Below are 19,428 nucleotides of genomic sequence, written 5' to 3' on the forward strand. Positions count from 1 at the left end.
CCTTGTGTTTTAAAATTCAAAGCCGCCGGTCTCGCCTTTGGACATCGAGTCATAGACAGCTTGCACGTATGCCTGGCGTATTTCACAGCCTATATAAAACGCACACAAACTACAGCTTTTGACATTCTTTTCTTCCTGGCATGCTTTGACTCTCACGATCTCTTCGTCAAGTCGCTGTTCGAAAATATCAGTTTCCAGCGTAGACATCTTTGACTCTGGCGATCTCATATTTCGAACCGAAGAAACATGGCGTCGTATCATGGATATGTTTGGCTTCCATCGTCAGAAGATCGTTTTTCCCATCCGTCTGATCCCCGCCGGCTGTTTTGAAGATGAACGCAAAAGGAAGCGCTTCATAAAGCATGCGGAGCTTGCCTTCCGGTTTATCGGAAGTAGAAGGGTACGAAAAGAGCCCGCCGCCTTTAAGCAGGATCTGATGCAGGTCAGGCACCATCCCACCCGAATAACGGAGACGGTAACCCTCCTGAAAGAGCCCGTCTACCATCGCTTTGTGGTACGGCGGCCAGTTTTGCTGCGTTCCTCCCGGTGCGTTGAGTTTACCTTTCTCTTTAAGCACGATGTTTTTGACAAAGACAAAGACACCGTCCTGAAGCAGGTAGAACTTCACTTCGCCGTCGTGAGCAAAGACGAGTTCGGTACGCGGGCCGTAAACGACGTAGCAGGCAGCAACAAGGTTTTTCACGGAGAACGAACCGTCATAAATGCCGAAGATCGAACCTACACTCAGGTTCACATCGATCAAAGAGGAGCCGTCAAGCGGGTCAAAGGCGACAAAGTATTTTGCATCTTTATTCATTACGAGGGAGTGTTCCTGCTCCTCGCTGACGATGGTGTTGATGGTCTCTGCTTTGGTAAACTCCTCTTCAACCACCAGGTCACATTTGATGTCGAGCTGCAGCTGGGTATCACCCGTCGAGTTCATCTGCTGTGAATACTCAATATCTTTGGTATCTATCTCATGTTTTATACGTATTGCCGCACGTTCTATTGCACTTAATATCTCTTTCATCTACACTGCCTTTGCATTATCTAATATCCACGCTATCACGTCGTCTTCGCTGTTGAGATCCAGGACAGGTACGCCTTTGGGCAAAGCGTAGCTGTTAAGATCAATGCTCTCATCGATCGCAAGGGCGTTCATATAGGGAAAGTACTCCTCATCGATCTTGTCGCGGAAGATACTGATACGCGGAAGCGGGAGGGTTTTCAGACCCTCGACCAGAAGAATATCAAAATCGCCCAGCATCGCAATGATCTCGTCGAGCTCTTTATGACGCTGGGAGAACATCGTCGTTCTTGTCGGTGAGGTCACCACCACTTCGGCACCGGTCTCCGAAAACTTGTGCGAATCTTTGCCCGGAACATCAAAATGCGCCTTGTCTTTGGGATCATTCTTTATGATCGCCACCTCTTTTGCATGCTCATTGATCAACTTTTTCGCCACTTTAATGATCAACGTAGTCTTACCGCTGTTCGAAGGGCCCGTAAAAGCGACTGCTAAACGTTTTCGCACATCTACATCCATCTACAGGGCACTTCCAAGCACCCATACGGGTTTTCAGAGCTGCCCTTTAATTTTAAGAGATTATAGACGAATGTCATTAAAAAACTGTTGAATTGGCGGCTCGAGGCATTTTCAACACGGCAAAACTGAAACAAGAGAACGGCATCTTTACTCCGGATATGTACCGTTGTGTATTCTAAAACGGGGTATGTTAAGACCGAAAAAGCGAGTTTCATACTGAATAGGTTATACTTTTGTCATCAATACAAGCGCGCCGCCAAGAATCCTCTATAGAGTCCATACTGGAACGTTGGCAGTGTCCATAAATCAGGTTATTTTTTGAGACAGTTCACAACTCTTTTTACTATTTCACTCATCCTCTTCAGCGGGTGCAGCAGCACATCCGAGCGTTACACGCCTTCAACTTCAGAAGAGAAAGTCATGACCAGCTATAAAAATGTGCGGCTGCTTCGCGACAACAGGAGTCAGACCGTTCTCTCAGCGGTCTTTCTCAATCAGGTCTATCCGAAATACGCAGACGGTTCTGCCCATTTTGTGATCGGTTTTTACACCCGTGATAAGAACAGCGCGCTCTGTTTTGACAAGAAAGACGTCTGCGCTGCCGGTGACTACACCCTGGTGCTAAACGGCGAAAATGCACTTTACTTTGAAGAGTTGGAGATGAACGATCCCTTGCGCGAACTGATGCCGGTCAACATCGGCTGGAACCGCTACTATTACGTGCGCTACAAACTGCCTAGCGCTTCGCCTGTTTTGGTGCTCGAAAGCGATCACACTGAGCGGGCTGCAATAACATATCAAAAAGAGCCACAATAGAGACCTTGTCGCCCAGTATCTTTTTATAAATCACATAGTTGCTCAACACTTTTTTACCGTATTCGCGGCTCTCAGAATTGGCCATCATCTCCATGCTCATAAAAGGTTCATATTTTTCATTTGCAAAACAGTTCTCTTTCGTGATGTAACGTTTTGTGAAACCGATGCCGCCGTTGTAGGCGTAAGCCATAAGTACCGGATGGTAAAGGCTTTTTTTAAGCCAGTTGATGTGCTTTTTGGCATAGGCGATGTTTTTCTCTGGATTGAACATCTCATCATAAGAGAGACGTTCGTCTTTGAAACTTTTATCAAGCGCTTTGACCAGAAACGGCATCATCTGCATCAACCCCAGGGCGTATGAACGAGAAAGTGCAGCCGGAATGAAGCGGCTCTCCTGGCGCATCAGGGCATAATAGATCGCCTTGTCGTCATTAGAGAGGTCCTGCATGTATCTGTTGTACGGCATAATAAATCCCATCTCTTTGTAATCGGTCGCTTTTTCATAGATAAAGGAGTAGAGCGGCATCATCTCATCGTTGGCATATTTGGCAGCAAGCTTTTTGAGGTCTTTTTTGGGTGTCTTTTTCACTTCTATAAGCAGCTCATTCCAGACAAAAGGGTCGGTCAGATCGGCTTTGGTCGTATTGTTCTCATGCGTCGGCAGATGGGTATAGAAGTTGGTGACCTCTACGCCCAGTTTCTCTTTGGCATAGAGGGAATACATATTGATGTCCACACTTTTACCCAGCTGCTCAAGGATCTTTCTGTCTTTGGTGACGAGGTACTGCCAAAAGAGCGCTTTGTCTTTGTGCGAACGGTAGTAGGCCAGTTCATGGACCTTTTTAAGATGCGCCAGAGCGTTCTGCTTCTGTTCATGTTCGAGCGCATTCATTGCCAGGTAAAAGTGCGCTTCTGAACTCATCTTCGTATCGGCACCGACCTTCAAGAGCTCTTCTTGCAGTTTTGCGTAACGGCTGTCCGTCACCACTAAAACCACGAAACGCTCAAACCCCCAATGTTTCGGAATCTCCTGCAGGTAGGAAGAGGGGAGCGGCCGATTGAGGTAAGTTTCCCTGAAATTCATGCCGCCGCTTAAAAAGAGATACATAAAGGTGGAAGGTTTATACTTTCTAAGATCCGTTATACGCTTGGTCTGCAGCAGATCGTCCATCATCTCTATCCACGTATAGGTCCGATTCTCATCGAGCAGACGGGCCAGACGATTACGCTCCTCTTCACGCATCGCAAATGCTTTGCTCGGAGAGAACGCCATTTTTACGCACGAGATATCATTACTTTTTGACAGTTCCTGCGTCGACATTGAGAGGCACTCTGCCGTATAGATGACCTCTTCGCGATCTGATTTTTTGGCGTAGGCTTTAAAAAGACGGGTATCAACGTCTCTGAACTGATAAAAAGCCTCGTCTGCCTCTGCAGGGGTGATGTCCTGATGCAAAAATCGCCATATCATAAAGTTTTTGGCCAAAGAAGGCGGCTTGTCATGAATGGCATCGAGCGTCACTTCTGCAAAGAGAGAAAGATTTAAAAGAAGCAGAAGAGAAAAAAAACGCATCAGATCGAGGAGGCCAGGGCATTGAGCAGATTGATCAAAATGATATCGATCACCTGCAGTCCGATAATAATGATCAGCGGCGCAAAATCGATGCCGTTGAAGGTCGTCGGCATCAAACGGCGGACCAGATCATAAGCCGGCTGCGTGATCCGTGTCAAAAACTGCACAATAGGATTGTACGGGTCAGGTCGTACCCACGAAAGCAGTGCCGCGATAATAATGACCCAGATATAGATCGTCAGCAGCGAGTGGATAATACCGCCGATACCCATGATAATACTGGCCAGCGTACTCATTTTACGATCTCCCCAAGGAAGTCTTTGAGATAGACATACAGGTCAGCGACCTCCGGACCGTGTTCGGCACCGCTTAAAAGCAGTCGAAGTGGTTTAAAGAAGTTTTTGCCCTTGAGGCCGCTCTCTTGCATCAAGTGCTTTTTAAAATCGTCAAAGCTCTCGAAGTACGGTGCATCGAGAATGACTTTGCGCAAGATCTCCGCCTGTTCCGTAAACTCTTCAGGAATCGACTTCTCTGCGAAAATCGCCTCGATCTTAGGACGAAGTTCTTTTAGCGTGCGTGCCTCTTCAAGGAAGATCTTTGCCACTTCACCGATGGCTTCATCAGCAAAACCGACATAGCGTGAAAGCTCTTTTGCATCCAGCATGCGCAGATGCTGACCGTTGATGAACTTGAGCTTGTCCATATCAAAACGGGCAGGGGCTTTGGAAATACTTGAGAGGTCGAACCAAGCCAGTGACTCTTTAAGCGTAAAGATCTCCTGCGGTGTCTTATTGCCGAGATGGATCAGGTAGTTGGCAATAGCGGACGGCAGGTAGCCCTCTTTAAGCAGCCACTTCACCGATGAGGCGTCATCGCGTTTGCTCATCTTTTTGCCTTCATCGTTCAAGATAATTGGAAGGTGGGCATATTCCATCTTTTTCTCATAACCCAGCGCGTTGCGCACGGCTATCTGTTTTGGCGTGTTACTCATATGGTCTTCACCGCGAATGACCAGGGAGATGTCACCTAACATATCGTCTACGGCACAGGCAAAGTTATAGGTCGGGTACTTCTCGGCGCGCATGATGATAAACGCATCGATATCCTCGGGCGCAAAACTGATCTCGCCTTTGATCAGGTCGTTGACCACAACCGCTTCTTCAGGACGGCGTAGACGGATAGTAAAAGGGTTTTCATTGTCGATCACCAGTTCATGCGGCAGATGTGTACAGGCATCGTCATAACGGAAAGGTTTATGGGCTTTTTTGGCGACCTCACGTTTATGTTCTAGCTCTGCCGGGGTACAAAAGCAGTTAAAGGCATGTTTATCCTGCAGCAGCTGAATCGCCATCATACGGTGATAACGCAAGTGTTCACTCTGATGGATAACATTCGTGTATTCAATCCCGAAAAGTCCAAGGATATCAAGGATTTCTTTGTCTTTACCCTCAATATTACGCTCTTTGTCGGTATCTTCGATACGTACGAGCAGCTCTTCACCGCGCTGCTTTGCGACAATGTAATTGAAAAGAGCGACGCGCAGGTTTCCGATGTGCATATCACCGGTTGGACTAGGGGCAAAACGTAACATAAATTATCCTATTTTTTTAAGCAATTTTAGCGAAATATTCTTAACACATATGTATGTTGCACGCTTTAGCTTGCCAACCGTCCCTTTGGGGATTGTAAATTCTGGAGACATGTTAATACGATTGTGACGATCCATGATTAAGAGTATAAAAGGTTGGATAGAAGTGCTTAAGATGTCAAGGAATAGATAGCAGGATTATATTGTTTGAACAGCGTGTCGGTTGTAAAAACAAGGATGGTTTTTGATTTTGAAGATGGTGACTCCAAGGGGATTCGAACCCCTATGGCAAGGATGAAAACCTTGAATCCTAACCATTAGATGATGGAGCCATTTAGTAAGAATTGCTTCTTGGCCGGAAGTATACAGATCATATTCTTAAATAATGCTAAAAACGGATGCGCTTTCGCTAAAAAGTACTCGCCAATATTTTCTTACCAATAGATACAGCTGTATATGATCAAAAATAAAATGAATGGACCGGCTTAAAGTTTATATGATACAACAGATCATTATTGTCAATATGAAAGCGGAATGATTAGGGTTTAAAAAGGAAGAGAAGAAATGTTTTTGCAGCAGCTCTGCCGAAAGGGCAGAGCACATAAGTGACTATTCGTTATAAAAATCGCGCAGTGCACGAATAATAACGGCATTTTTCGAGATGCTTTCTGACTTTGCATTGGCATCTACAAGTTCATAAAGATCAAGCGGTAGCGAGATCGAGAAAGTTTTTGTCTCGACCTTTTTCTTTTTGGAGATCAACGCCGTCACATTGGTCAAAAGTTCGATTATCTTTTTCGTATCGATCGGTTTTTGAATAAAGCTGTTAACACCGATCTCGATAGTTTCAGAAATCTTCTGAATATCGTTCGATGCTGAGATCACGATAACGATCTGGTTCGGGTCGATCTCACGAATACGACGTGCAAGCTCGATACCATCCATCTCAGGCATGATGATATCGACAAATACGATATCAGGACGAGATTTTGTATACATTTCCAATGCTTCTTTACCGTTGAAGGCGGAACTAACTTCGGAAAAGAAGTTTTTGAACGTTGAGCTTAAAAGTTCATTTGCAACTTTTTCATCTTCGACAACCATCGCTGTCAGTTTTTTTGTCTGTTCAGTCAACTGAACCAAGTCTACATTTGCCATAAGTAACTCTCTTTAGTATATGTTTACATTCTGTTTTTTAACATTTCAGAACGATGGTATCTTTTAACATTGTTTTTTTACGTTGGAATTATAAAATGTTATTGTTATATTTAACTTTAAAATTTTTATTTAATTCATAATTTTGCTTAATTTAGTACAAAATGAAACTAAAAATACTTCTCTTTGCCTACCGTCATTCGTATCAATCATACTTTTTAAACTGTTCCAGCCACTCCAGATTATCTTTATTGACATTTTCTTTCTGTCGCAGCAGGGAGTCAATAATGTTTCTAAGCGTCTCCTCGTCCATAAACGCGAGAAGCGCGGGGTTGATAACAGTCGGGGGCGTCTCACCGTCATAGCTGTTGAGCAAGGTCTCAATATCTTTTATCAGTTCTTCTTTTGTACTCATCTATATAATTTCCTTTATCGGTCCGATGTAGCGTTGACGCGGACGTGCAATTTTCATCTCTTTATCGTGTTTCAACTCCATCCACTGCGTGATCCATCCTACCGTACGACCGATCACGAAGATGTTGGTAAACATATTTTTTGGAATCTTTAGGGCAGTCAGAATAAGGCCGGAATAAAAATCGATATTAGGATAGAGTTTGCGTTCTATAAAATAGCTGTCGTTAAGCGCCACTTCTTCGATTTTTTTGGCAATAGCCAGCAGTTCGCTGTCCACGCCCAGCTCATCTTTAAGCTCATCGAGCAGTGCCTTCAAGATACGGGCCCTCGGATCAAAGTTCTTGTAGACGCGGTGCCCAAAACCCATCAGCTTGAAGGGATCTTCCGGATCTTTGGCACGCTGTATAAAATCATCCACATTGTCCAGCGAGCCGATGAACTCCAACTGCGCGATGACCGACTCGTTGGCGCCGCCATGGGCACGTCCCCAGAGGGCATTGATACCTGCCGAGATCGCCGCGTAGGGGTGTGCACCGGTCGAAGCAACGCCGCGGACGGTAGAGGTCGAAGCGTTCTGTTCATGGTCGGCATGAAGTGTAAAGATGGCGTCAAGTGCACGTACTTCGACCTCGGATATTTGCAGGTCCTCTCCCGGATAGGCCCGCATCATATAGAGAAAGTTCTCGGTAAAGGAGCGTTCGATATCGGGATAGATGAAGGGAATGCCCAGCGAGCGGCGGTAGGTGAAAGCGGCGAGGGTGGGGATCTTGGCGATCAACCTTCTCGACATCACCTGGTAATCACCGTCGGTTTCGAGTTCTAGATGCTCGTAATGAAAGGTAGAGAGGGCGGATACGGCAGATGCCATCATCGCCATCGGATGCGCTTTGTCGGGGAAAGAGAAGAAGAGGTTTTTAAGTCCTTCATGGATAAAAGAGCGCTTTCTAATCTCATTGTCAAAGGCGATCAGTTCATTTTGATGAGGCAAACGCCCTTCAAGCAGAAGAAAACAGACATCAAGATAGCTTTTCCTGTCTGCAAGTTCTTCTATCGCATAACCGCGGTACCGCAGCTCTCCTTTCTCCCCGTCAATATAAGTGATATCGGAACTGCAGCTTGCGGTAGAGGTAAAACCGGGGTCATAGGTGAACATCCCTGTTTCGGCATATAGTTTACGTATATCGATCACATCCTGACCCTTGGAAGGGTTCAATATCGGAAACTCATAACGTTTGCCGTCACGGTTGTCGATCAAAGTCACCGTTGCCATTTTCTCTCCTTTTAATACTTTAACAAGAAACGTTAAAACCTTTCTTGCTTTAGAGCTGCTCTCTATGGTAAAAAATAGCACAGTTAATGTAATAGTGAGCTAAAACAAAAGCGGTTTACTCAGGAATAAAGCTTGGGCTATCATGCAACATAACATTGCACAAACCCTTGTTCACAATACACTTAATCTGCATCTTATGCTACTATATAAAAGAGTGTATAGTTACACATAATTTTGATCTGTACGGTTATTTTAATTCAATAAAAGATATCAAAGGAGAGAAGATGGCTGAACGTTTTGAATACATGATTATAAACCTTATAAAAGCGGAAGAAGAGGGGTGGGTAATAGCGTATCTTGACGATCTCTACCCAAGAGACACCTATCTGCAGGCTATGATGGACTACCTTGGTCTTGACGGCTGGGAGCTTGTAAGTACGACACATTCGCACAATGTAAAAAAACAGGAAGAGGAGAGGCTCTATTTTAAACGCCCTTTCAACCGTGTATCACAGGAAGAAGAGCTACAAAGACTGATCAACGAGATCGACGTCAACTCCAATACCCATTTTGTGGAGACATCGCTCAGTGGTGATGTCGAAGACGATCAGATTATCTTAAAGCAGAAGGTCCTGACACATCTCTATGATTGGTTAAAACGTCACGATTTCGAATGGGGTGAACCGGGAAGCGGGGTACGGGAGAGTCATTATCTTAACCGTATAGAAGATGTTACGGATGATCCGTTGTTTCCGGAAAATCACGGCAAGAGCAAAGTATCGACTCGTATCGACATCTTTAAAGAGAGCGATCGGCTTCGCATCCATCTGAAACGCCGCATCACCGGCAGTTGGCTTGACTTCAGCAAACATGAGTTTCCATACACGCAAGAGGGGCTCAGTCATATACGGAAAGTTTTGATTATGGAGCATTTCCGTTTAATCGGCAATCAATAACAGCTGGTACGGTAAGGGTTGATAATATAGTCAACCAATCGTACCATTTCCAAAAAGACGGTGCTATGGTTAACATAATGTATATTCTCTTGAATATTATATTTACAACACCGGGCTCCTCCTCCTTTATATACCTCGGTACCGTTTCCAGCCCGCGAGGAACACCTGTAGTTACTTTCGACTTTACGTATGACTGCTACACGTTCTCGAAACTCATACATTATAAAAACATGACAATGTGCCATATTGATAACAAGATAAAATATTTATAGTTAATATATAATATTCAACAACAGGAGTTTATTATGTTCCAGACGATGACTCAGATCGGTAAAGAGTACAACATAGATGCCAAGACCGTCGGCAAGCTGCTTTACAAACTGAAGATCCGCGATGCCAACCATAGCAAGCAAAAAGGTTTCCCCTATGAACAGGCTATTACCCACGGCATCGCCAAGGCATTTGAAGGACGGTCTGGAGAGACATACTACCGCTACAACATCGGACCGATTAAAGAGGAGTTTGAAAAGCTGCTCGCCACCCTGCCCGAACAGCCCATCTCTGAAGCTTCCCTGGATACAGCCCCTAACCGATTATCAATTAGTATCGAAGGAAAACTCCAGCAGATGCTCTCCGTACTCAACAGTGTGCTTGAAAGCGGAGAGGTTGAAAAGCTCTACCGCCTCAAAGCCGATATCGCCGATATCTACGCCCTACTTCAGAAAAGCAGCCTTAAATCTGACAAACAGTCAGTGAAAAAGAGTGTGCAATAGCGCGGGACAAAGGAACAACCCGCAGCACAGGGGTCCTCCTGCATGTTGGAGTATAATAGTGTAAAGAAATTGACACAAAGTGCTATTGTGAAACCCATAATAAAATATCTCTTTATTGCTCTTCTTGTTATTCTGACACTCACATTTTCTCTCATTTTTGTGCCCAGTGTCACCAAACTTCTTACACAGAAGGCCGTAAACAGCTATTTAAATGTCAATGCAGACGTTACCTATGCCAGAGTGGGTTACAGCGGTTTTGATGCCTCCGGCACGCTTGATAATAACGACACTTTCCATCTGCTCATTAAGCCGACCTCCTTCAACTCAGCCTTTGCCAGACTCCACTACGAAGGTAATCTCCACACTTTCTCGGCACTTACAGGAACAGAGCTTCCCTACATTACGACTGAACTCAATGCGACCTTCCACACAGAGCGTCGTCTGGTGAAAATCGAGGCCGCCTTACTCAAGGGAGCGCTTAACGGTTTCATCAATCTCGAGAAAGCCACCTACGGTTATGAACTGCGCGATCTCAACATCTCCTCGTATCGTCTGCAGCAGCGTGAGCCGATACCGCTGTATGTGACAGGCCTGCTTTCGGCCAAAGGAGACGGCCGTATAGAAGCGCCTTATATGTTCCGCTTTAATATAGAGAGCAGAGCGTTGCAGCTTGAAGAGAACCTCACCGCCCTTGTCTCTCCTGAACTTCAGCACCCTCTAGCGCTTGAACTTGCCTTCAAAGGAGATGTCGACGTCCATGCCTTCAGAGGCGATTTACGTGTAAAAAGCGCGCTCCTTGATATTCGGAGCCACTCCCTTGACTATGACTTTGACCGAAACCGGTTTGCCCTCAAGCTTGCATTGCAGAACCACGATCAGAAGACCGTTCCTCTTAAATCCGTTACACTCGATCTAAACGGTACACGCACTGAGGACGATATCAACACTACCCTTGCCTTTCAGGCCGACGGTTATCGCTTTGACAGCAGGGACCTCCACTATGATCTTGCTTCGAACACTCTCAAGATGGACTACACCCTCACCTCGCTTCAACGCGAACCGTTCAATCTCCAGGGCGACCACGCCCTTTTCGGAGATGTGGACTATACCGATAAGGTGCTGAAGCTCTCATTGACTTCAAAGTCCCTAAACGGCCCTGTTATACTTACGTTTCAGGACAAAAAGATTGAAATAATATCAAACAATATCAATTTAGAATCCCTTCAAGAGACAGCTAATCGGCCCGTCATTGTCGAAGGGAGTGTCGCCCTCCGTGCACAGGCTGACCTCGCTGCAGAAACGCCTTTGTGGAAAGCCTCACTGAAGAGCGACAACCTTGCCTTGCCTTTACGGTACCGCAAAGATATCGCCCTCGAAAATAACCTACACCTGACACTGAGCGCCGAAAATGACGCTAAGGGCGACGTCCGCCTGCGCCCGACGCTTAAAAGCAATACCGGGACAATCAATGAAAGCGCCCTGCACTACGTCGCATCGTCACAAAGAGTCTTCTTTAATATCAATGTCAAAAAGCTTAAAACCCCGCATTACAACGCCTCCAGTCTCAACCTTCGGGGTTCATTCGATGCAAAGACGAACAGACTCGGCAAAACAGAACTGACAACACCCCATGAAAAAGTCGTCATCAACGCGCTGCGTTATGCCAAAAACGATATCAGAAGCAATATCGACTTTACCATCGACCGCCTGGACCGTTTCGCAAAACTTAATAAAACATATGCGCTTTCCGCAACAAGCCATCTGCACTACACCCCGCAGAAGAGCACACTGAAGCTTATCAGCGAACAGCTTGGCAGCCTCTCGATGGTACGCAGCAAAGAGCAGCTAACGGTCTCGGGCAAAGAGCTGCCGGTAGAGGAGCTGCTGCGCCTGAGCGATCAGCCCCCTCTCATGAAGGGAGACCTGGCCTATGATCTGCACTACGGGAGATCTGCGATCAAAGCAAAAGTCACCTCTGACAAGCTCACTCTCCTTGGTGAGCACAACAGCACCGTACGTCCGTTTCCCCTTGATGCCCGGACTTCGCTCACATATAAGGATCAGCAATACAGAGGGCAGGCAAGCATCAAAACCGCCAATGAGGCACTCACATTCACCGGTCTCGCCGCCGATCTTGCCACCAAAGAGGTAAAGAGCCGTTACGCACTCGACATCAAGGCCCTCGACAAAAGCACATTCATCCTGCCTGAAGAGTTTAAAGGAACGCTGCACGCCCACGGCGGATTTGAACAGAACAGGGAGCAGCTCTTCACCCTTGATCTGCTGACCTTTCAACTGCCCAAAAAGTGGCACCGAAAACTCGACAAAGATGCCGCCACCTACCTTGATACCAACGTTTCATTTCACGCATACCGTCAGAAGGGGCAGCTTCATCTGGATGGAACACTCAGCAACCGTCTGCTCAGACTGGCGCTCTATGACACGCTGTTCGACACCGAATCCGGCACCTTTGCACTCAACAGCGCACTCAAAACCGCGCTATGGCTGAAAGATACAGATATCAAGGCGTCAGGAAAGTACAAAGAGGGGTATCTCTTTATAGCGAATGCCAACATAGATACCAAGCAGGAGACGATCGATATCGACGATCTCCGCTACGCTCCGGACGAGCAGAATCTCTCCGCAGGTTACAAACTGACCTTAAAAGCGTATCCCAACGCGCCCTACCGCGGCACGGCAGAGGTCGATGGTCATATCAGAACCAGACCCGAGCTTTATGCCACACTCAAAAGCAGTACGCTCGACGGCAATCTGACTGCCTATTTCACCGATAAGAAACTGAAAATCGAAGCCGAAAATGTCGCTATTGCCAAACTGATCGCTTTCAGCGCCCAAGACCTCCCCATTACGCAAGGCAGACTCAATGCCAATGTCTCCATCGTTTCCGGTTCGCCGTTTCTTGATGGCAATCTCTCGACTCTGCACGGCATCAGCGACATCAATATCTCCGACATGATACTCGAAGGCGTTCATCTTGATGCATCGCTGAAAACACTGCGTGAGTCACAGGACCTCTCTCTGTTTCAGGGCAGTTTCTCGGAACTTCCGATCGTCCGTACGCTCAAAGAGATCCCAACAGATCTGACCGGCCCGGATCTCAACAGCACGCACTTCAAAGCAATGCGTTTTCTAACGGATATCGACAAGGGCAGGCTCCGCTGTAAAGATTGCGCGCTCTCGACGGACAAGAACCTCATAGCAATGCGCGGCAATATCAATTTGAACTCCCGCCGTTTTGACAATTTCTATGTCGGTCTGCTCCACCCCAGCAACTGCGCCTATTTCGTTGAAAAGATCGAGGGCGACCTTGACAATCCGCAGGTCCAATTGGCAAGAACCGGGTTCAATATCATCAGCGGTGCAGCGATCTCTCTGATTGGCAACGTCGGCAGCGTTGTTGATCTGGGCGCAGGCATCATCAAAAAAACCGGCACTGTCGTCGGCGATGTAGCGGCCTATGCGCCGGTCGTTGGCGAAACGACTAAAAAAACACTTACCAAAGTGACCGATACGCCGAAAGAGATCTCCAAAAAAGTGACCGAATGCACCCCATTTTACAACGGTGCGATCAAGCATCCAATGGTACATTAGGCAAAACGAATTACAAAGATAAAATGCGAAGACGACAAGAGAGTAAAGCTTAAGCACCCCCTAAAGGGCCATAGACTATTTGCCTATGCGCGGTATGATACCCCCTTCTTTTCCAACCAGGTTATCTATGATCTGAATTTTTGGTTTCCAGATGCTTTTTATACAGTGATCTCTTTTATTCGTACTGTTAGAGAGTTCATAATGCAGAACTGTGTTGTTTTGATCGAGACTTTTTTCCAATACAGCAGACTCCTCGTCATTAAACCCATAGAGCAGCTTCAGCGATTTTTTTGAAGCTGTCAAGGCCAGGAGATTGAGTTTGGTCCTGTTTTCATCCCGCAAGGTCAAGCGATAAAGTGTGAGGTTACCATAGCGCTTACGCTCTTTTACATCATAGGCATTAAAGATCAAATCAATTGATCGTTTATACGCATGATTAAACCGATAACCTGCGGCAGTCGTAATATCTTCATAGACAAGACAACGTGCTTCATCAACCGCTAGAATATTTTGATCGATATAGAGTGCACTTAAATTGATACGTCTCTTCTCCACAATCGGCGTTTTGACGTTGATCATCGTCTGATCATTAGAGATCAGTAATTGACCACTCTTTGGCATACCGATCGAAGAATTCGAACAGGCCACTAAAAATGAAAGCAACCCTGTAAAAAGAACAGCTCTGAAAATCCGCATGATCCCCACCTTCAAAAATAAGAACTTCTGTTATTTTAACGTATCTGGAAATCGCCGCTCTGTTCACCTCTTTTTTCTGCCTTTTGTATGCCCCCTAGTATCGTTCTATATCAGCTTTTAAACCTGTTATAAATCCCTTATTATAGGGATTTTTAAATATGAACAACTGTTCATACCGAGAGTGCAAAAAGAACCTGTATATGAACAACTGTTCATATGCTTTTAAGCGCAGGTTAACAGTTGTTCATATATAGTTATATCCATATTAACAACTGTTCACTTGAGGAAAACATGCAGCAAAGCAGCGGCGGCAAAAGCACAAAAGATCTGATACTAAAAGCGAGTATGGAGCTCTTCTCCGAATATGGCTACAAGGCAGCATCGGTTCGCAAAATCGCAGCCAAAGTAGGTATTAGAGAGAGTGCTCTCTACAACCACTTTACCAACAAAGAAGAGATCTTTAAAGCCGTTGCCGCCACCCTGTTCTCGACGCCGACATCACCTTCTCAAAGCGACAAAAGCATTGCTGAACGTGCCAAAGGTGGTAAAAAGTTCCTCTTCTCCTTTATCGTTGGCTACAAACTGATGACTTTTGATGCCAAGAATGAACGTCTTTTTCGAATACTGATGATTGAACTGCTGCAGAATAAGACCATCAGGGAGAGTTTTAAGAATGAATTCCACAACAACAACATCAAAATGCTTTCTGAGGCCTTCTTTGTGATGATGCAAGAGGATATTATCCGCTCAGGGGATCCAAAATTGATGGCGAACGAGTTTCTGAGCCCTCTTTTCTACCTCAGGCTGCAAGTTACCCTGCTAAAGATAGATAATGAACCTACGACTGCCCTATCTACGCAGTTTGAGAAGCATCTAGACTTTTTTTGGGAAAGCATTACTATTGGTTAATATGAGAGTTTTTTATGCGATTTTTTTACTGATTCCACTCTTTTTTTTTACAGCCTGCGGCACTCAATCCATCCACCATCTCCAGAGTGTTGAAAGTGTTGATCAACAACGCTTTAGCACCACATGGAATGTTCTGGCCTATTATAAAAACATACATAACAGTGGCTGCGTCGGTTCTACCCTGACCTACCGCTATCTTAACAATGCGTTAAAGCTTACACGAAACTGTTACGACGGAAGTGGTCGGCTGAAAAGAGAGCATACTGCAGAGATCAAGCTGGCGACTGCATCCGACACGAGTAAATTCGATGTATATTACAACTGGTTTGAACAGTACGAGCAGTGGATTATCATGCTGGCAAGCGACTACCGCTACAGTGTCATCGCCTCACCTGATCGAAAACGACTCTGGATTCTTTCAAAAGGCACCGTCTTAGACCCTGCAGACAGAGAACACATATTTGCAGGACTTTCACAAAACGGTTTTGATACCGCTAAGCTTTACTGGACCGGTTTTCAGGCAGCGTGTAACGCTAAATCTATTCACTGATTGCTGATTAGATGCATTTTTGATATCTGATTTGGAGAATTGTAAAAGTACCATAACATAGTATTAAATAATATGAATACAAATTTTGATACATCATAGCGGATCACAATTATAAAAACTGAGACTGTTTCTGGATTTCCATGTATAGAAGCTTCAGAAGGCTATTCTCATTGAGGAAGCCGCCTTTGGTCTTGGTGAGCTTAGAAATCTGTCGATGGACCGATTTGATAATATTAGTCGCATAGACGATGCGGTGGATGTCGACGCGATAATTGAAACAGTTTGAGAGTTTTTTCCACTTGTTCCGCCACAACTGGATGACGATTTGGAACCCACTTGTCTTCGAGCCGTTCCAGTTGCTCATCAATAGCCTCTTTGTAGATAGCCTGCAAGACTATTTTGAGCTCCCTGATGAACACCTTCTGGTTTTTTGAGGCGATGCAGCGTATCGAATTGCGCATCTTGTGCACAATACACAGTTGTATCTCCGTCTTGGGGGAATATGGCGTTGATGGTTTCGAGAAAGCACTTGAGCCCATCGACCGAGGCAATCAGGATATCCCCGACGTTACGTTTGTTCAGATCGGTCAGTACCTACAGTCAGAAGTTAGCCCCTTCGCTCTCGGAGAAGTAAAGCCACATCACCTCTTTTCTGCCATTACACCTATCCCCCCCCCAGGATCATATAGACAGCCTTGGTAGTATACCTGTCGTTCTCCTTGACCTTGTAATGGATCGCGTCGAGCATGACAAACGAATAGATAACTTCTAGCAGTCGTTGCCACCACTCTTTGACGCGGGCGATGATCTTGTCGGTAATGGTCATCTGATGTTTCTTGACGATCTGGGGTTCAAAAGTGGATTCTCTGTCTCTTGGCATGGAAAGCTCAAACTCCTCGTCCGAGCTTTTAAGCTGTTTATTATTGTAACCGTTTCTGAGGTTGGGATTACCCTTTAGGAATTCATCGATTGTGTGTAAAACACCTACCTTATAATTATTAGCTTGCGTAAAATTTGTTCTTTGTATCAGAATTTACTATCTCTGCCAATATATGAATGTTTATGGCAAGGAACATTGATCTAACTTGGTATTGATTCGAGAAATATATATTGTATTTTTTTGTTATATTAAATTATTTATAAGCTCGGTTGGACTATACTGTTTTAAAGTCCAAAAATAGAGGAAATGGAGATGAAGGATTTAATCAAAATGACAACCTCTTGCTGGATCGTTGCAATGATATCATTGTTCACAGGATGTAGCGACAGAGAGGCCGGAGATTCAAGCAGTGTCACCCCCGCCGAAAGCAAAGAATGGGACAAAATGGAATGGGATAAAGGCCGGTGGGGATAATTCGCTACTACTTTTTTTAATTTAAAAAAAGGATTAATCATGTTTTCATTAACTTACAATCGCGCACTTTCTTCAGTTGTTTCCCTGTTAGCAGCCTCTTCACTTGCAGGCGGTCAGGTCACCCTGCCATACACCTTTGAATCCGGCACCACAGCCAAAGCGTCGGAAGTCAACGCCAACTTCAGTACACTACAGAACGGTGTTAATGAAAATGATACACGATTGACGGCTGCTGATACTGCGTTACAGCAACAAATCGATAATATTCAATTGATCCCAGGTCCACAAGGACCTCAGGGGATAGCTGGTCCGCAGGGACATCAGGGGGAGCAAGGTCCAGTTGGTCCAGAGGGACCGGCAGGGCCTGACACTGTGGCACGAGGAGACATTTGTTATATATACGCTCTCCTCGGAGCACCCCTTCCCGGGTATTGTGAAGCCGTTTCCATGGATAAAGTTGTCTTCGTAACTTCGCAAACTTTCACAGGAAATCTCGGTGGGGTTCAGGGTGCTGACACCATTTGCCAACAGGCAGCTAACGCTGCAGGCCTCGAGGGAAGCTTCAAGGCTTGGCTCGCCACAGATTATGACACATCAGCGCCTCATGTGCGCTTTGCGAAGCACTATCGCGGTTGGCACTACAAAAACACAGCCGGAAAAGTGGTGGCGTACGGCTGGGATGATCTTACAGACGGTACCCTTCAGAATCCTATCGATCACGATGAGTATGGCACTATTATTGGCTCACCTCATACAGTATGGTCAAATGTTAGAACCAATGGAACAACTAGGAGTACAGGGGACGGGAGTGATGGAACGATGGATTGTTTAGGATGGCAACATGGCACTTCCGTCTATAGTGGTTCTACCGGTAGCGCATATGATAATGAATCGCTTCAACAAAACTCAACATGGACAGAATCAGGTACGGTTTTGTGCAACCAGCCGTTACGCTTGTATTGTTTTCAACAATAAGAGAGAATCAAAAGCGCCTGATTCAGGGTGCAGAGGCGTCCATATACGATTCTCTAAGTGCGGGAGATTACTTACTAATTGTCAGAAAACTCTCAAAGAGACCGTTCAGGATTTTGTATCAGCACACGATAGTATTTGAGATTGTATCATAAGTCAAAAGCTTCATCGAGCCTACCTTCGAATTAGATGATATAATCAGCAAAGTTATTATGAGTGCCAAAAACGTTTTCTTCTTTGTTCTTCCAAGGACACGGTCTGCCAGCTCAGCGTTACAATGCGGACAACGTTTAGAAAAAGATGTTTTACTGCAGTTTTTACATTCTGCCATTAAATCATCACTCCATTTTCTCATTTTTATTAAAACACTATGCAATTTGAAATAGTTTCAAACTATTCTGGATATTTTCTAATAAAATATATGATGCATTATACAAGTATCTGTGCATAAATATTATTTAATATTTGTTTTTTGTACGGAAATCAAGAAATGTATGGTAATAAAATAGAGGAAGGAACAACCAAAATAGGTATTTTATAAGCAGGTACAACAATAAGCCGGGTTCTGTTAATGTGGCAATTAATCTACTCTATATATTACTATATAGCTCCAGCGAAACAATAGCAATGTAAGACGCTAACCATCTGTTTCTTGCTGCCAGGTTGGGTTTACATAGCTTCCAAGATTGCTCAAGGAACTGGTGGGCTCTTACCCCGCCGTTTCACCCTTACCACCTGTTTGAACAGAGTAGGAGCAAAAGCCCCTACTCCTACGCTGAGGCCGCTATGGCCACTAAAGTACAAAAATGCTTTCGGCATTTTCATAGACACTTATTCAGCGTATTCATCGTAAATCGCAAACATTGCTTATTCATTCAAAATTCAACATTCAACATTTACAATTCAACATTTCAGGTGGCGGTCTACTCTCTGTTGCACTATCCCTCGACTTGCGCCGGCCATCCGTTAGATGGAACCCTGTCTTACAGCAGCCCGGACTTTCCTCTTGACCTTGTGATCAAGCTACCACGTGTTGTACCTGTGCAATGATAGTCAAAAATAGATAAAAGATAGTAAACAGAATAAAGGACAGAATCATAGTATTCAAAGGAAGGTATAGATATTGGGATGAGATACAAAAAATTGCTGCTAAAAATGCGTACAATGTGGATTAATTGCTGATCGAACAATTGATATTATATAATATTTTGCGATAGATCAAAAAAAAAGCGGCCGGAACCGCT

General features: G+C 45.1%; 19 protein-coding genes, 1 tRNA gene and 1 other RNA gene. 7 read left to right on the forward strand and 14 right to left on the reverse strand.

Going from position 1 to position 19,428, the window contains the following annotated elements; translation table 11 throughout:
* Positions 1 to 9: 9 nt before the first annotated feature.
* The 3 genes from WCY20_RS07420 to mobB are packed head-to-tail and all read right to left on the reverse strand — an operon-like array spanning position 10 to position 1,534.
* On the reverse strand, positions 10 to 207 hold the full coding sequence (locus tag WCY20_RS07420) for a hypothetical protein (protein WP_345973990.1): 198 nt from the start codon (positions 205 to 207) through the stop codon (positions 10 to 12).
* A complete protein-coding gene (locus tag WCY20_RS07425) occupies positions 188 to 1,030 on the reverse strand; it encodes a class 1 fructose-bisphosphatase (RefSeq protein WP_345973992.1) in 843 nt (280 codons plus the stop codon). The genes WCY20_RS07420 and WCY20_RS07425 overlap by 20 nt, the downstream gene beginning before the upstream one ends.
* Positions 1,031 to 1,534: a molybdopterin-guanine dinucleotide biosynthesis protein B gene (mobB, locus tag WCY20_RS07430; protein ID WP_345973993.1), complete on the reverse strand. Its 504-nt coding sequence runs from the start codon at positions 1,532 to 1,534 to the stop codon at positions 1,031 to 1,033.
* 330 nt (positions 1,535 to 1,864) lie between these two features.
* Between mobB and WCY20_RS07435 the strand changes: the two genes are divergently transcribed.
* The gene (locus WCY20_RS07435) at positions 1,865 to 2,362 is read left to right on the forward strand and encodes a hypothetical protein (RefSeq protein ID WP_345973995.1); all 498 of its coding nucleotides are present in this window, start codon (positions 1,865 to 1,867) and stop codon (positions 2,360 to 2,362) included.
* On the opposite strand, the gene WCY20_RS07440 is transcribed toward WCY20_RS07435, so the two are convergent.
* The 7 genes from WCY20_RS07440 to WCY20_RS07470 form a co-directional block, all read right to left on the reverse strand.
* A complete protein-coding gene (locus tag WCY20_RS07440) occupies positions 2,283 to 3,935 on the reverse strand; it encodes a lytic transglycosylase domain-containing protein (RefSeq protein ID WP_345973997.1) in 1,653 nt (550 codons plus the stop codon). The two genes, WCY20_RS07435 and WCY20_RS07440, sit on opposite strands and share 80 nt — an antisense overlap.
* Complete coding sequence (locus WCY20_RS07445; protein WP_345973999.1) at positions 3,935 to 4,231, reverse strand: YggT family protein; 297 nt, start codon at positions 4,229 to 4,231, stop codon at positions 3,935 to 3,937. Before WCY20_RS07445 ends, WCY20_RS07440 begins: the two co-directional genes overlap by 1 nt.
* Positions 4,228 to 5,526: a glutamate--tRNA ligase gene (gltX, locus tag WCY20_RS07450; RefSeq protein WP_345974001.1), complete on the reverse strand. Its 1,299-nt coding sequence runs from the start codon at positions 5,524 to 5,526 to the stop codon at positions 4,228 to 4,230. The genes WCY20_RS07445 and gltX overlap by 4 nt, the downstream gene beginning before the upstream one ends.
* 254 nt (positions 5,527 to 5,780) lie before the next feature.
* Positions 5,781 to 5,855 (reverse strand) — tRNA-Glu (locus tag WCY20_RS07455).
* Positions 5,856 to 6,132: 277 nt separating this feature from the next.
* On the reverse strand, positions 6,133 to 6,681 hold the full coding sequence (locus WCY20_RS07460; RefSeq protein ID WP_345974003.1) for a response regulator: 549 nt from the start codon (positions 6,679 to 6,681) through the stop codon (positions 6,133 to 6,135).
* 202 nt (positions 6,682 to 6,883) lie between these two features.
* Complete coding sequence (locus WCY20_RS07465) at positions 6,884 to 7,093, reverse strand: hypothetical protein (protein WP_345974004.1); 210 nt, start codon at positions 7,091 to 7,093, stop codon at positions 6,884 to 6,886.
* Positions 7,094 to 8,362: a citrate synthase gene (locus WCY20_RS07470; protein ID WP_345974005.1), complete on the reverse strand. Its 1,269-nt coding sequence runs from the start codon at positions 8,360 to 8,362 to the stop codon at positions 7,094 to 7,096.
* A 284-nt stretch (positions 8,363 to 8,646) separates the two neighbouring features.
* On the opposite strand from WCY20_RS07470, the gene WCY20_RS07475 reads away from it, so the two are divergent.
* The 3 genes from WCY20_RS07475 to WCY20_RS07485 all read left to right on the forward strand — a co-directional run bounded on the left by WCY20_RS07475 (position 8,647) and on the right by WCY20_RS07485 (position 13,703).
* Positions 8,647 to 9,318, forward strand: a complete 672-nt coding sequence (locus WCY20_RS07475; protein WP_345974006.1) for a hypothetical protein — start codon at positions 8,647 to 8,649, stop codon at positions 9,316 to 9,318.
* 305 nt (positions 9,319 to 9,623) lie between these two features.
* Positions 9,624 to 10,091: a hypothetical protein gene (locus WCY20_RS07480; RefSeq protein ID WP_345974008.1), complete on the forward strand. Its 468-nt coding sequence runs from the start codon at positions 9,624 to 9,626 to the stop codon at positions 10,089 to 10,091.
* 87 nt (positions 10,092 to 10,178) lie between these two features.
* Positions 10,179 to 13,703 (forward strand): hypothetical protein, encoded by a 3,525-nt coding sequence (locus WCY20_RS07485; protein ID WP_345974010.1) that lies wholly within the window; start codon positions 10,179 to 10,181, stop codon positions 13,701 to 13,703.
* Positions 13,704 to 13,778: 75 nt separating this feature from the next.
* On the opposite strand, the gene WCY20_RS07490 is transcribed toward WCY20_RS07485, so the two are convergent.
* Positions 13,779 to 14,399: a hypothetical protein gene (locus tag WCY20_RS07490; protein ID WP_345974011.1), complete on the reverse strand. Its 621-nt coding sequence runs from the start codon at positions 14,397 to 14,399 to the stop codon at positions 13,779 to 13,781.
* Positions 14,400 to 14,639: 240 nt separating this feature from the next.
* Here WCY20_RS07490 and WCY20_RS07495 point away from each other — a divergent pair, with 240 nt between their 5' ends.
* Both WCY20_RS07495 and WCY20_RS07500 read left to right on the forward strand, forming a co-directional pair.
* Positions 14,640 to 15,308: a helix-turn-helix domain-containing protein gene (locus WCY20_RS07495; RefSeq protein ID WP_345974013.1), complete on the forward strand. Its 669-nt coding sequence runs from the start codon at positions 14,640 to 14,642 to the stop codon at positions 15,306 to 15,308.
* Position 15,309: 1 nt separating this feature from the next.
* The gene (locus tag WCY20_RS07500; protein WP_345978234.1) at positions 15,310 to 15,858 is read left to right on the forward strand and encodes a lipocalin family protein; all 549 of its coding nucleotides are present in this window, start codon (positions 15,310 to 15,312) and stop codon (positions 15,856 to 15,858) included.
* 109 nt (positions 15,859 to 15,967) lie between these two features.
* Here the strand turns inward: WCY20_RS07500 and WCY20_RS07505 are convergent, their stop codons facing one another.
* Both WCY20_RS07505 and WCY20_RS07510 read right to left on the reverse strand, forming a co-directional pair.
* Positions 15,968 to 16,222, reverse strand: a complete 255-nt coding sequence (locus WCY20_RS07505) for a transposase (RefSeq protein ID WP_345974015.1) — start codon at positions 16,220 to 16,222, stop codon at positions 15,968 to 15,970.
* Between the two features lie 300 nt (positions 16,223 to 16,522).
* Positions 16,523 to 16,891, reverse strand: coding sequence for a transposase (locus WCY20_RS07510; protein ID WP_345978235.1), 369 nt, complete (start codon positions 16,889 to 16,891; stop codon positions 16,523 to 16,525).
* A 360-nt stretch (positions 16,892 to 17,251) separates the two neighbouring features.
* Here WCY20_RS07510 and WCY20_RS07515 point away from each other — a divergent pair, with 360 nt between their 5' ends.
* Entirely contained in the window at positions 17,252 to 18,187 is a 936-nt protein-coding gene (locus WCY20_RS07515) for a hypothetical protein (RefSeq protein WP_345974016.1), read from the forward strand.
* A gap of 535 nt (positions 18,188 to 18,722) precedes the next feature.
* On the opposite strand, the gene rnpB is transcribed toward WCY20_RS07515, so the two are convergent.
* Positions 18,723 to 19,226: RNase P RNA component class A (rnpB, locus tag WCY20_RS07520), an RNA gene on the reverse strand.
* Positions 19,227 to 19,428 lie beyond the last annotated feature (202 nt).

This window comes from Sulfurimonas sp. HSL3-7 (assembly GCF_039645985.1).
Classification (GTDB): Bacteria; Campylobacterota; Campylobacteria; order Campylobacterales; family Sulfurimonadaceae; genus Sulfonitrofixus; species Sulfonitrofixus jiaomeiensis.